The 13,753-nt window shown below is 28.6% G+C and carries 11 protein-coding genes; all 11 read left to right on the plus strand.

Annotated elements, in window-relative coordinates:
• Window positions 1–195 precede the first annotated feature (195 nt).
• The 11 genes from AC07E4_RS06755 to eno all read left to right on the plus strand — a co-directional run bounded on the left by AC07E4_RS06755 (window position 196) and on the right by eno (window position 13,642).
• Window positions 196–1,731 (plus strand): ABC transporter ATP-binding protein, encoded by a 1,536-nt coding sequence (locus tag AC07E4_RS06755; RefSeq protein ID WP_034439175.1) that lies wholly within the window; start codon window positions 196–198, stop codon window positions 1,729–1,731.
• Window positions 1,731–2,816, plus strand: coding sequence for an ABC transporter permease (locus AC07E4_RS06760; protein ID WP_034439173.1), 1,086 nt, complete (start codon window positions 1,731–1,733; stop codon window positions 2,814–2,816). Before AC07E4_RS06755 ends, AC07E4_RS06760 begins: the two co-directional genes overlap by 1 nt.
• The gene (locus AC07E4_RS06765; RefSeq protein ID WP_478215998.1) at window positions 2,809–3,738 is read left to right on the plus strand and encodes an ABC transporter permease; all 930 of its coding nucleotides are present in this window, start codon (window positions 2,809–2,811) and stop codon (window positions 3,736–3,738) included. The genes AC07E4_RS06760 and AC07E4_RS06765 overlap by 8 nt, the downstream gene beginning before the upstream one ends.
• Window positions 3,739–4,059: 321 nt before the next feature.
• Entirely contained in the window at window positions 4,060–4,638 is a 579-nt protein-coding gene (locus AC07E4_RS06770) for a hypothetical protein (protein WP_034439127.1), read from the plus strand.
• A 133-nt stretch (window positions 4,639–4,771) separates the two neighbouring features.
• Window positions 4,772–6,124 carry an RNA polymerase factor sigma-54 gene (gene rpoN / locus AC07E4_RS06775; RefSeq protein ID WP_478216033.1) on the plus strand — a complete coding sequence of 451 codons (1,353 nt, stop codon included), beginning with the start codon at window positions 4,772–4,774 and terminating at the stop codon, window positions 6,122–6,124.
• A 133-nt stretch (window positions 6,125–6,257) separates the two neighbouring features.
• Window positions 6,258–7,295 carry a sugar-binding transcriptional regulator gene (locus AC07E4_RS06780; RefSeq protein WP_034439124.1) on the plus strand — a complete coding sequence of 346 codons (1,038 nt, stop codon included), beginning with the start codon at window positions 6,258–6,260 and terminating at the stop codon, window positions 7,293–7,295.
• Window positions 7,296–7,335: 40 nt separating this feature from the next.
• Entirely contained in the window at window positions 7,336–8,343 is a 1,008-nt protein-coding gene (gap, locus tag AC07E4_RS06785; protein WP_478215999.1) for a type I glyceraldehyde-3-phosphate dehydrogenase, read from the plus strand.
• 306 nt (window positions 8,344–8,649) lie between these two features.
• Window positions 8,650–9,849, plus strand: coding sequence for a phosphoglycerate kinase (locus AC07E4_RS06790; protein WP_478216000.1), 1,200 nt, complete (start codon window positions 8,650–8,652; stop codon window positions 9,847–9,849).
• A 41-nt stretch (window positions 9,850–9,890) separates the two neighbouring features.
• Complete coding sequence (tpiA, locus tag AC07E4_RS06795) at window positions 9,891–10,637, plus strand: triose-phosphate isomerase (RefSeq protein ID WP_430828855.1); 747 nt, start codon at window positions 9,891–9,893, stop codon at window positions 10,635–10,637.
• A gap of 22 nt (window positions 10,638–10,659) precedes the next feature.
• Window positions 10,660–12,201 (plus strand): 2,3-bisphosphoglycerate-independent phosphoglycerate mutase, encoded by a 1,542-nt coding sequence (gpmI, locus tag AC07E4_RS06800; protein WP_478216001.1) that lies wholly within the window; start codon window positions 10,660–10,662, stop codon window positions 12,199–12,201.
• A 142-nt stretch (window positions 12,202–12,343) separates the two neighbouring features.
• Window positions 12,344–13,642, plus strand: a complete 1,299-nt coding sequence (eno, locus tag AC07E4_RS06805; protein WP_478216002.1) for a phosphopyruvate hydratase — start codon at window positions 12,344–12,346, stop codon at window positions 13,640–13,642.
• The last annotated feature ends 111 nt before the right edge of the window (window positions 13,643–13,753 follow it).

The following is a 13,753-nucleotide window of genomic DNA, read 5'->3' on the forward strand; positions in this document are numbered from 1 at the left end:
AAAAGTGGTTTTAAGAAAATCAAAATAATAAATCAAAATGTTAATTTTTTTTAGATTAATTGTGAGAAATTCTAAATAAATAGTAAATTGTATTTTGAATTATTATTTTTAATATTATAATTATGGTAGGCTTAAATAAGTATGAGATGTAAATTACTAATAAGTGGTAGGTTATTAGTATAAGGAGGAAACGGAATGAAAAAGGTAATAGAAATGAAAGGTATAACCAAAGTTTTCCCTGGAACTATTGCCAATGATAATGTGGATTTTGAACTTTTAAAAGGAGAAACTCACGTTTTACTTGGTGAGAATGGGGCAGGTAAGACTACCCTTATGAATATTTTATATGGGTTATACCAACCAGAAAAAGGTGAGATATATGTCAATGAAAATTTGGCAAAAATCACAAACCCTAATGATGCTATAAAATTAGGAATAGGAATGGTTCACCAACACTTTATGCTTGTAAACAACTTTACGGTAGCAGAAAATATAATACTTGGTATAGAACCTAAAAAAGGAATAAAACTTGACTTAAAAAAAGCGGTAAAAGATGTTGAGGCAATATCTGAAAAATATGGATTTAGTATAGATCCAAATGCAGTTATTGAAGATATTTCTGTAGGACAACAACAAAAAGTTGAAATATTAAAGGCCTTATATAGGGGAGCGGAAATATTAATATTAGATGAACCTACAGCAGTTTTAACACCGCAAGAAATAGAAGAACTTGCTAATATTATAGATAACTTGAAAAAAGAAGGAAAGTCTGTAATATTAATCACTCATAAATTAAAAGAAGTTATGAAAATGAGTGATAGAGTTACAATTATAAGAAGAGGTAAAGTAACTGGAACAGTTCAAACTAAGGAGACAAACATAGATGAACTAGCAGAACTAATGGTTGGAAGAAAAGTTAATCTAGTTGTAGAAAAGGATCCTTGTAAAATAGGAAAAAGAGTTTTACATGTAGAAAATTTATCAGCTATAGATCAAAGAAAAGTGGAAGTTATAAAAGATATAAACTTTGAAGTCTTTGGCGGAGAGATATTCGGTATTGCTGGTGTAGATGGAAATGGACAAACAGAATTATTAGAGGTTTTAACTGGACTTAGAAAGCCCAAAGAAGGAAAAATATCAGTAGATGAAAAAGATATATATGGAAAGACACCTAAAGAAATAATTAAAGCAGGTGTAGCTCATATCCCAGAGGATAGACATAAAAGAGGGTTAGTACTTAAGTACTCACTATTTGAAAACTCTATTCTTGGAATGCATAAAGAAAAACCATTCTGTAAAGGAATAGTTTTAAATTACAATAATATTAAAAAACATTGTGATAAACTAATTGAAGAGTTTGATGTTAGAACTCCAAATAATGCAGTTAATGCTTCAGCATTGTCAGGAGGAAATCAACAGAAACTAATTGCTGCGAGAGAGATATATAAAGATCCAGAATTATTAATTGCAGCTCAACCTACGAGAGGAATAGACGTTGGTGCTATTGAATATATACATAAGAGATTAGTTGGAGAAAGAGATAAAGGAAAAGCCGTTTTATTAGTATCATTAGAGTTGGATGAAATTTTAGCTTTATCAGATAGAATAGCAGTTATGTATGATGGAAAAATTGTTGACATCATAGATAGAAAAGATGCTGATGAGCAAAAATTAGGTATATTAATGGCTGGTGGAACATTAGATGAAAACAAGGAAGGAGTTGAAAAATAATGGCTGAACAGTCAAAAGGATTTAAAATAAATTGGAAAGCCGTAGCGTTTCCTTTTATAGCTATACTTCTTTCATTATTTATATCAGTGTTCTTTGTTATGTGGGCGAAAGGATACTCTATAACAAAGTATTTTACAGCTCTTACTGATTTAATAGGAACAGTATGGAAAGGTAGCTTTGGAAATGAAAAAAATATATTAAATACTATATCAGAAGTGACGCCACTTATATTCACAGGTGTAGCGAATGCTATAGCATTTAAAACAGGATTATTTAATATAGGGGTAAGTGGACAGTTCGTTGTAGGTATGTTAGCAGGTGGAATTGTTGGAACAATTCCAGGATTAAACCCAATAGTTCATGTAATATTAATGATAGTTTCAGGTATTATAGCAGGAACAATTTGGGGAGGAATACCTGGACTATTAAAAGCTAAATTTGGAACTAGTGAAGTTATAAATACTATAATGCTTAATTATATTTCATTATTCCTATCTAACTATGTAATACTTAAAACTGCATTTGGAGTTCCGGGAAAAGCAAGAACTCCTATAATTCAGGAAAGTGCAAAACTTATGAGATTTTCTAAAGGTTCTACAGCAAACATAGGAATTATATTTGCAGTTATAGTTGCAATATTTATTTTCTGGTTATTATGGAAAACTACTGTAGGATATGAAATCAGAGCAGTTGGAATAAATCCACATGCTGCAGAGTATGGTGGAATAAATGTTGCGAAAAATGCAGTTCTTGCAATGGTACTTTCAGGAGCTATAGCAGGTCTTGGTGGAGCATTACACGTTTCAGGTGTTACTTATATGGTACAAGACTTTATGGCAGTACCAGCTTACGGATTTGATGGTATAGCAGTTGCATTATTAGCTAAGAGCAATCCAGTTGGATGTATAGCTTCAGCAGTATTGTTTGGTGCATTAAATACAAGTGCAAGAGCACTTCAATTAAATGGAATACCTAAAGAAATAATATTTTTAATACAAGCGATAATAATTATATTTGTTGCAACAGACTACATTATGAAACATTTTGAAGAGAAAAAGAAAAAAGGAGCGATAATAAATGGATAGTTTTAACTTTATATCACTAATAACAGCTACGTTAAGAATAGCTACTCCTCTATTATTTGCTGCCCTTGGTGGAATGTTCTCAGAAAGATCAGGTGTAGTAAATATAGGTATGGAAGGTATGATGACGATGGGAGCCTTCTTTGCCGTATATGTAACTCATGTTACTGGAAGCCCAGTAATGGGTATATTTGGAGGTATGGTTGCAGGAGGTGTTCTTGCACTAATACATGCTTTCTTAAGTGTAAACTTAAAAGCAGATCAAGTTATATCAGGTACAGCGATAAACTTATTTTCAACAGCACTTGCAAGTTTCTTAATAACTAGATTGTTTGGAAAAGGTGGTCAAACAGATATAGTTAAAGGACTACCATTCCACGTTCCAGAGAGTGTTGCAAGTATACCAGTAATAGGACCATTTTTAAGCGGGATAAACTGGTTTGTTATATTAGCAATAGTGTTAGTATTTGTATCTTACTTTGTAATTTACAAAACACCATTTGGATTAAGAGTTAGATCTGTTGGAGAGCATCCAAAAGCAGCAGATACATTAGGAATAAATGTTTATAAAACTAGATATATATGTGTTATAATATCTGGAATGTTAGCGGGCCTTGGTGGAGCTGCATTATCATTAGGTATAACACCACTATATAAAGAAAATATGGTTGCAGGAAGAGGATTTATTGCATTAGCTGCACTTATATTTGGTAACTGGAAACCATTTGGAATACTTGGAGCATGTTTACTATTTGGATTTGGAGAAGCATTCCAAATCGTTGCTCAAGGATTTACATGGTCTTTACCAACTGAGTTCTATTCAGCAATACCATATATACTAACAATGTTAGCACTAGCTGGTTTTGTTGGAAAAACTCAAGGACCAGCAGCATCTGGTCAACCATATGAAAAGGGATCTAGATAGTTAAAGATAAGTAATAAAGTAGGCTTTTTAAGTCTACTTTATTTTTTATAAAATATATTTAAAAAACATATTTAAAGTAGGGCAGAATTTGAAATCACTTAGGAGGTGTAGTATTATTGAGATACACTCTATAGTTTATTATGAAAAAAATATTTAAAATATATAAAAATATAGTATAATTATAATGAAAATATTTTAAAAATTTAGAAAATTATAAATGTTGTTATGAAATAAATAATTTTTGGGGAAATTATAATATATATTAATAAAATAACACATTATAATAGAAAAACGTAAAATAAATAGGGGGTAATTAAAAATATGAGTAGAATCAATAGTATTTCTGGTCCCTGTATAGAGGAAGTATGGGAAAAGGTAAGTAAGGAAATTGGGGCAGATATAAACATTAATTCCAGGGGAATAAAAATTAATAAGAAGTATGATGGTACAGATATAATACTAGAATACTATACAATGGATGCAGGGAGTATTCCTATAACATATACAAGAATTAAAAGTAATTTTAAGAGTCTAAATAATTTTAAATTTAAAATATGTAATAGAAATGAATTAAATTCTAAATGCAATGAATTAGATATTGAAGAATACAGCACAGAAAATGCAATAATTGATAATGAATTAATAATAAAGACAAATGAAAAAGAGATTGTTAAAAAAATAGTAAAAGATAAAAATATAATAAATGTACTAATGAAATATAGAAATTTTATATTCCAGTGTAATCAGTGTGACAAAATAGATAAAAATCAGGGAATGTTTAATTTTGAAGTAAGCTTTAGAACTTTAGGTATAATTAAAAATGGAATAGAATTAAAAGAAATGTATAGTTTAATATGCAATACAATAAATATATTAAATGAAGAAAATATAATTATTTAATTTAAATTATATAATATGTAGTAAAATAGAAAAAATTTATAATTATGATATAATTAAGACTATAGAGTTTAAATTTAATTACGAGACTTTATAGTCTTAAAATTATGTAGAAAAGGCTGTGGTAATTATGAGTTTGGGTTTTGATTTAAAGTTATCAATGGAACAAAAATTAGTTATGACTATGGAAATGCAACTGTCGGTAAAACTTTTGCAAATGTCAACGTATGATTTACTTACTCATATAAATAAGGAATTGGAAGAAAATGTGACATTGGAAGCTAAAAATAATGATGATAATGAAAGTGATATTGAATTTAAAAAACTTATAGACTTTTTAAAAAACAACAATACTGATAGTAGTTCAAAAGAATATAAGGGAAATGATGAGGAAGTATCGCCTTTAAACTTTGTTGAAGCTAAAAAATCATTAAAAGATTATTTGAAAGAGCAAGTAATAGATTTAGAAATTAACAAAGTAGAAAAAAAGTTATGTTACTATTTAATAGAAGATTTAAATAGTAGTGGATATATTGAAGATGATTTAAGTTATATAGCTAATAAAAATAATTGTGATATAAGAGTAGTAGAAAAGGCATTATCAATAATTCAAAGTTTGGAACCAATAGGAATAGGTGCTAGAAATTTAAGAGAGTGTCTAAAAATCCAACTTATTAGAAAAAATATTGAAGATGAAAATATATACATCATAATAGATAAATATCTTGAAGAAGTTTCAAAAGCAAAATATTCTTATATAGCTAAAGAATTAAATTTAGATTTAAATAAAGTACAAAAGTATGTTGATATAATAAAAACATTAGAACCAAAACCATCTAGAGGATTTTTTACTGGAGACGAGACTAGCTATATAATACCTGATGCTATTATAAAAAGAATAGAAGATGAATTTGTAATAGTAATGAATGACTCAGTATTACCAAAATTAAATATAAATAGCACTTATAGTGAAATAATATCAACTTGTGAAGAAAAAGAAGTTGTTGATTATGTAAAAGAAAAAGTAAATAAAGCGATGTTTCTTATAAAAAGTATAGAAAGTAGAAGACAAACGTTGTATTCTGTAATATCCAATATATTAGAAATACAAAATGAATACTTTCTATATGGAGAAGATTATTTAAAACCATTAACAATAAAAACTGTAGCTGATAATCTAAAATTTCATGAATCTACAGTAAGTAGAGCAATAAAAGATAAATATATAGCGATACCTAGTGGTAGGGTAGTTAGAATAAAAGATTTTTTTACTAACAGCTTAACTGGAAATGACGGAGAAGTTTCTACATATAATATAAAAAGAAGAATAATTAGTATAATAGAAAATGAAGATAAAAAGAAACCACTTTCAGATTCAGCAATCTGTAATATTTTAAAAAACGAAGGGATAGAAATATCAAGAAGAACCATAGCTAAATATAGGGATGAATTAAATATACTAAGTTCAGCGCAAAGAAAAAGAGTTTAAGACAATTTTGAAAAAATAAAAAAATTAATAAATTTATAAAAAGCTATTCACATGAATAGCTTTTTATAATATAATAAAATCATAAAGGGACATAAATGTTCCTACGGGTCACAAAAAGTCCAAGGAGAGAAAAATGAAAGAATTATTAAAATTACAAATGAAATTAGTACCAGAACTTTTAACTGTTTTGGATATGAGATATAACATTTTAAGCAATATTTATTACAATCAACCTATTGGTAGAAGAATGTTATCAAATAATTTAAATTTGAGTGAAAGAATAATAAGAAGTGAAGTAAATTTTTTGAAAGAACAAAATTTAATAGATATAAACAGCATAGGAATGAGTATAACAGATGAAGGAAAGGATTTGCTTAGAGATTTAAAATTTTTTATAAGAGAAATAAAAGGATTCAAATCAATAGAACTTGAAATAGCAAATCTATTGCATATAAAAGGCATGGTAATGGTACCAGGCGATGTTGAAGAGGATAAATCAGTATTAAGAGAAATATCTAAAATATCTTCGGAATATATAAAAAATTTATTAGAAGATAATATAATAATTTCATTAACGGGAGGTAATACTGTTAAAGAAGTAGTTGATAGTTTTCAGGCCACTAATGAATACAAGGATATAATGGTTTTACCAGCAAGAGGAGGAATGGGAACAGATATAGAATTGCAATCAAACACTCTAGCAGGTAGATTGGCATCTAAAATTAATGGAAGATATGAAATATTACATATTCCAGATAGCTTGAGCAAAGAGACCGTTGATGCAATTTTAAATGAACCAGAAATTAAAAGAATATTTGAAGGTATAAAAAAATCTACTATAGTTATTCATGGTATTGGTGATGCTACTAGGATGTCCCATAAAAGAGAATTAAATTATGAAATAATAAAGAAAATAAAAAGTGAAGATGCTGTTGGAGAAGCATATGGACATTACTTTAATGCTGATGGAAAAATAGTATATTCACTACCTAATATAGGGATAAATGGAAATGAAATATCAAAAATTAAACATATGATAGCGGTGGCTGCAGGTAAAAGAAAAGCTAGAGCAATTATCGCAGCTATCAAAGATAGAAAAAATGAGGTTTTATTTACAGATGAGGCTACAGCTAAAGAAATATATAATATATTAACAGAAACATCATTGTAAATAATAAAACATAATAAATGAATGGTAGGAGGAATTAATAATGATAAAAGTTGGAATAAGTGGATTTGGAAGAATAGGAAGAAATGCGTTTAAGGTTTTAGTAGAAAAGTATAATAATGACATAGAGGTAGTAGCGATTAATGATTTAGTAGATCCATATACATTAGCACATTTATTAAAATTTGATTCTTTATATGGCCAATTTGAGGGAACTGTAGAAGCTAAGGATAATGCTATAATTGTTAATGGTAAAGAAATAAGAATTTTTGCAGAAAGAGAACCTAAAAATATACCTTGGGGACTTTTAGGTGTTGATATAGTAATAGAAGCTAGTGGTAAATTTACTGATGGAGAAAAAGCAAAGGCACATATAGAGGCAGGTGCTAAAAAAGTATTGATTTCAGCTCCAGCAAAAAATGAAGATATAACTATAGTTTTAGGTGTTAATGAAGAAAAATATGAAAATGAAAAGCATAATGTAATTTCTAATGCATCTTGTACAACAAATTGTTTAGCTCCATTTGCAAAAGTATTAGATAGAGAATTTGGAATTGTAAAAGGTCTTATGACTACAATTCATTCTTATACAAATGACCAAAAAATATTAGATGCACCACATAAGGATCTAAGAAGAGCAAGAGCTGCAGCAGAAGCTATGATACCAACTACAACAGGAGCGGCAAAAGCAGTATCATTAGTTTTACCACAATTAAAAGGTAAATTAAATGGAATGGCTGTAAGAGTACCAACACCAACTGTATCAATAACAGATTTAGTTTGTGAACTTTCAAAAACAGCTACAGCAGAAGAAATAAATGCTGCATTTAAGAAGGCATCAGAAGGTGAATTAAAAGGAATATTAGGATATAGTGAAGAACCATTAGTATCTATAGATTATAGAGGAGATGAACGTTCATCAATAGTTGATGGATTATCTACTATGGTTATAAATGATAATATGGTTAAAATAGTTTCATGGTATGATAATGAATGGGGCTATTCAAATAGATTAGCTGATCTTACAAAATATGTAGCTGATAGATTATAAAGAATAAATTTTATAAAATCTAGTTCTGAATTTTAATAAGAACTAGATTTTAATTTTATAACAAACAATAAAGCTACACTAAATATTAAAAAAATAACCTAATAGTATATCATATTTCCTAAAAAGATGGTAAAATAAAAGAGTAAAGTATAAAATTTACTGTACTATATATGATGCGATATATTTTCTTATAAAATTTTAATTAATAGATAATATTATAATATAGAAAATAACACATAATAAATTGAAATATTATTTTATATATTGTAAAATTTTTATAAGAATAATATGGAAAGGGGAATATAAGTGAAGTTTAATAAAAAAACAATAGAAGATATAGATGTTAAGGGAAAAAAGGTTTTAGTAAGATGTGATTTTAATGTTCCACTTGTAGATGGAGCAATAACAGATGAAAATAGATTATTAGGTGCAATGCCAACAATTAAATATTTAATGGAAAATGGTGCAAAAGTTATTTTGTGTTCTCATCTTGGAAAACCAAAGGGAGAAGCAAAAGAGGCGTTATCACTAAAAGTAGTAGGTAAGAGATTATCAGAACTTTTAGAAGTAAACGTTGACTTCTTAAAAGATAATAATGTTATATCAAATGAAGTAATTGAAAAAATAAATAAGTTACAAGATGGAGAAGTTGCACTTCTTGAAAACACTAGATTTAGAAAAGAAGAGACTAAAAATGAAGAGAATTTCTCAAAAGAATTAGCATCAGTTTGTGATATATTTGTAAATGATGCGTTTGGTACAGCTCATAGAGCACATTGTTCTACTGTTGGTATAACTAAATATTCAAAAGAATCAGTTTGTGGATATTTAATACAAAAAGAACTTAAGTTTTTAGGTGATGCAGTAGAAAGTCCAGTTAGACCATTTACTGCCATATTGGGAGGATCTAAAGTTTCTGATAAAATTAATGTTATAAACAATTTATTAGAAAAAGTTGATACTTTAATAATAGGTGGGGGAATGGCGTATACATTCTTAAAGGCTGAAGGTTATAACATTGGAAATTCATTAGTTGAAGATGATAAAATGGATTATGCAAGAGAGATGATAGAAAAAGCTAAAAATAAAAATGTTAAATTATTAATACCAGTGGATCATGTTGTAGCTAAGGAATTTTCTAAAGATTCAGAGGCAATAATAACAGAAGGAAAAGACATAAAAGATGGGTATATGGGTCTTGATATAGGACCAAAAACAGTAGAAATATATGAAGAAGTAATAAAAAATTCAAAAACAATAGTTTGGAATGGACCAATGGGAGTATTTGAATTTGAAAACTTTAAGAATGGTACACTAGCTATAGCAAAGAAAATGGCAGATAATAAAGAAGCCACCACTATAATTGGTGGCGGAGATAGTGCTGCCGCTGTTAATATATTTAATTTAGGAGAGTGTATGACTCACATATCAACTGGTGGAGGAGCATCATTAGAGTTTTTAGAAGGAATAGAACTTCCAGGTATAGTATCACTTGATGATAAGTAAAAAAATAATATTTAAGTTAGTTGTAAAGTTGGAGGAATATGATGAGAAAACCAATAATTGCAGGAAATTGGAAAATGAATAAAGATATAAGTGAAGCAACTAAATTAGTGGAAGATTTAATTCCATTAGTAAAAGATGCAAATTGCGATGTAGTAGTTTGTCCAAGTTTTATAGCTTTACAAAAAGTTAGAGAATTAACAAAAGGAACTAATATAAAAGTTGGGGCTCAAAATATGCATTTTGAGGAAAATGGTGCGTTTACAGGAGAGGTTTCTGCACCAATGCTTAAATCATTAGATATTGATTATGTAATAATAGGACATAGTGAAAGAAGAGAATATTTTAATGAAACAGATGAGACTGTTAATAAAAAGATAAAAAAAGCTTTTGAATATGGTATTTTACCTATACTTTGTGTTGGCGAAACTTTAAGTGAAAGAGAAGGAAATACTACAGAAGCAAAATTAGAATGTCAAGTTGAAAAAGCTTTAGATGGATTAAGTAAAGAGCAAGTTGAAAAATTAGTTATAGCTTATGAACCAATATGGGCAATAGGAACAGGAAAAACAGCAACTGCTGATGAGGCTAATGAAACTATTGGATTTATAAGAAACATTGTTGAAAAATTATATGACAAGAATACAAGTGAAGAATTAAGAATACAATATGGTGGTTCGGTAAAACCATCTACAATAAAAGAACAAATGTCAAAAGAACATATAGATGGAGGCTTAATAGGTGGTGCAAGCTTAAAAGCTGAAGATTTTAGTGCAATAGTTAATTATTAAAATATAGTTAAAGGGTGGTTAGATGTCTAAAAAACCGACAATGCTTATGATATTAGATGGGTTTGGATTAAGTAGTGGTTTAGATGGAAATGCTATAAGAGCTGCTAAAAAACCAAATTTTGATAGAGTAATAAAAAAATATTCTTGTGTAACATTAAAAGCTTCAGGACTTAGTGTAGGGCTTCCAGAAGGTCAAATGGGGAATTCGGAAGTGGGACATTTAAATATAGGTGCAGGAAGAATAGTTTATCAAGATTTAACAAGAATTACAAAGTGTATAAAAGAAGGAACTTTTTTTGAAAATGAAGCCTTTTTAAAAGCTATAAAAAATTCGAAAGAACATAATTCTTCAATACACATGATGGGATTATTATCAGATGGTGGAGTTCATTCACATATAGAACATTTAAAAGCATTAATTAAATTATGTAAAGAAAATAAAGTTGAAAAAATATATATTCATTGTTTTCTAGATGGTAGAGATGTACCGCCGACTTCAGCTAAAGAATATATAAGAGACTTAGAATGTTATTTGAAAGAAATAGGTATAGGTAAAATTGCTACAGTTTCGGGTAGATATTATGCTATGGATAGAGATAATAGATGGGAGAGAATAAATCTTGCTTATGATGCAATGGTAAAAGGTGAAGGCGAAATAGTAAAAAATGCAATAGAAGCAGTAGATAGATCTTATCATGATAACAAAACAGATGAATTTGTACTTCCATCTGTAGTTATAGATGATGAAAATATGCCAATTGGAACTATAAAGAGTAATGATTCTATAATATTTTTTAACTTTAGACCAGATAGAGCAAGAGAAATTACAAGAGCCATAAATGACAAGACTTTTGAACACTTTGAAAGAACTAAATTAAATGGATTATGTTTTGTTTCAATGACAGAATATGATAAAACATTAGAAAATGTAAGTGTGGCATATACAAAAGAAAAATATAAAAATACATTAGGTGAGTATATTTCATCAAAAGGATTAAATCAATTAAGAATAGCAGAAACTGAAAAATATGCACACGTAACATTTTTCTTTAATGGTGGAGTAGAATTGCCTAATAATAATGAAGAGAGAGTGCTTATACCATCACCTAAAGTATCAACATATGATTTAAAGCCTGAAATGAGTGCTAAAGAAGTTACAGATGAAGTGTTAAAGAAAATAGATGAAAATAAAAATGACTTAATAATTTTAAATTATGCAAATGCAGATATGGTAGGTCATACGGGAATTTTAGAAGCTGCAATTAAGGCAGTTGAAACTGTAGATAATTGTATGGGAAAAGTAATAGATAAGATTTTAGAGAAAGATGGTGTATTATTTATTACAGCTGATCATGGAAATGCAGAACAGATGATAGACTACTCTACAGGAAAACCTATGACTGCACATACAACGAATGAAGTTCCATTTATATGTATATCTAAGGGAAAAAAGGAGTTAACATCTGGAATATTAGCAGATATAGCTCCAACAATACTTGATGTAATGGGACTTGAGAAACCAGTTGAAATGACCGGTGAAACACTAATTAAGATGCAAAAATAAAATAATAAATCAATGTGTCTTAAGGGAATAATATATATTGTCAATAAAATAGATATTTAAATACTACACTACAAAGTGTAATTTAAAAGATCAATTCTATTTTATATGACTTGAAATAAAAACAATTTAGGAGGGTTTATAAATGAAACAATATGTAGAAATTATTGATGTTTATGCAAGACAAATATTAGATTCAAGAGCATTTCCAACAGTAGAGGTGGAAGTAACTTTAGAAGATGGAACAGTTGGTAGAGCAGCGGTACCTTCAGGTGCATCAACAGGAATGTTTGAAGCAGTTGAATTAAGAGATAATGTTAAAGAAATATACAATGGTAAAGGTGTACTTAGAGCAGTAGATAATGTAAATGATATAATAGCAGAAGAATTAGTAGGAATGAATGTTTTTGATCAAGTTGCTATAGATAATTTAATGATAGATCTTGATGGAACTGAAAATAAAGGAAAATTTGGAGCAAATGCTACTCTAGGAGTTTCACTTGCATGTGCAAGAGCAGCTGCAGAATATTTAGGCTTAGGAATTTATCAATACATAGGTGGAGTTAATGCAAAAGTATTACCAGTTCCTATGATGAACATATTAAATGGTGGAAAACATGCTGATAACAATGTTGATTTACAAGAATTTATGATTATGCCAGTTGGAGCAAAATCTTTTAATGAAGCATTAAGAATGTGTGCAGAAGTATATCATAAATTAAAATCAATATTAAAAGAAAAAGGCTTAGGAACAGGTGTTGGTGACGAAGGTGGATTTGCACCAAATTTATCTTCAAATGAGGAAGCTATAAAAGTTATAATGGAAGCTATAGAAAAATCAGGATATAAGCCAGGTGAGGATATATTCTTAGCATTAGATCCAGCATCATCTGAATTCTTTGAAGATGGAAAATATAATTTAGCTGGTGAGGGAAGAATATTAACACCAGAACAAATGGCAGATTATTATGTAGAACTTGCTGAAAAATATCCAATAATCTCAATTGAAGATGGTATGGCTGAAGAAGATTGGGAAGGATGGAAACATTTAACTGATAAAATAGGACATAAAGTTCAATTAGTTGGTGACGATTTATTTGTTACAAACACTGAAAGATTAAAAATGGGTATAGAAAAGAAAGTTGCAAATTCAATACTTATAAAATTAAATCAAATAGGAACTTTAACAGAAACTTTGAATGCTATAGAAATGGCATCAAGAGCAGGATATACAGCTGTAGTTTCTCATAGAAGTGGTGAAACAGAAGATACAATAATAGCTGATTTAGTTGTAGCTATGAATGCAGGACAAATAAAAACTGGAGCACCTGCAAGAAGTGAAAGAGTTGCTAAATACAATCAACTTTTAAGAATTGAAGAAGAACTAGGTGAAATGGCTGAATATAGAGGTATGAAATCATTCTATAATATAAATAGAAAATAATTTAAGAAAGTTGATGCAGATTAAGTTGTGCATCAACTTTTTTATAGGAATTTACTAAAATTAGCATATTATATTATGTTAAATAAATTGTATCTTTGAAAATAATATGAT

This window comes from Clostridium amazonense, assembly GCF_056431285.1.

Coding starts and splice junctions, on each gene's coding strand:
- gap (WP_478215999.1), top strand. CDS start 7,336: ATGATAAAAGTTGGAATAAGTGGATTTGGAAGAATAGGAAGAAATGCG.
- AC07E4_RS06755 (WP_034439175.1), top strand. CDS start 196: ATGAAAAAGGTAATAGAAATGAAAGGTATAACCAAAGTTTTCCCTGGA.
- AC07E4_RS06770 (WP_034439127.1), top strand. CDS start 4,060: ATGAGTAGAATCAATAGTATTTCTGGTCCCTGTATAGAGGAAGTATGG.
- AC07E4_RS06780 (WP_034439124.1), top strand. CDS start 6,258: ATGAAAGAATTATTAAAATTACAAATGAAATTAGTACCAGAACTTTTA.
- gpmI (WP_478216001.1), top strand. CDS start 10,660: ATGTCTAAAAAACCGACAATGCTTATGATATTAGATGGGTTTGGATTA.
- AC07E4_RS06765 (WP_478215998.1), top strand. CDS start 2,809: ATGGATAGTTTTAACTTTATATCACTAATAACAGCTACGTTAAGAATA.
- tpiA (WP_430828855.1), top strand. CDS start 9,891: ATGAGAAAACCAATAATTGCAGGAAATTGGAAAATGAATAAAGATATA.
- AC07E4_RS06760 (WP_034439173.1), top strand. CDS start 1,731: ATGGCTGAACAGTCAAAAGGATTTAAAATAAATTGGAAAGCCGTAGCG.
- eno (WP_478216002.1), top strand. CDS start 12,344: ATGAAACAATATGTAGAAATTATTGATGTTTATGCAAGACAAATATTA.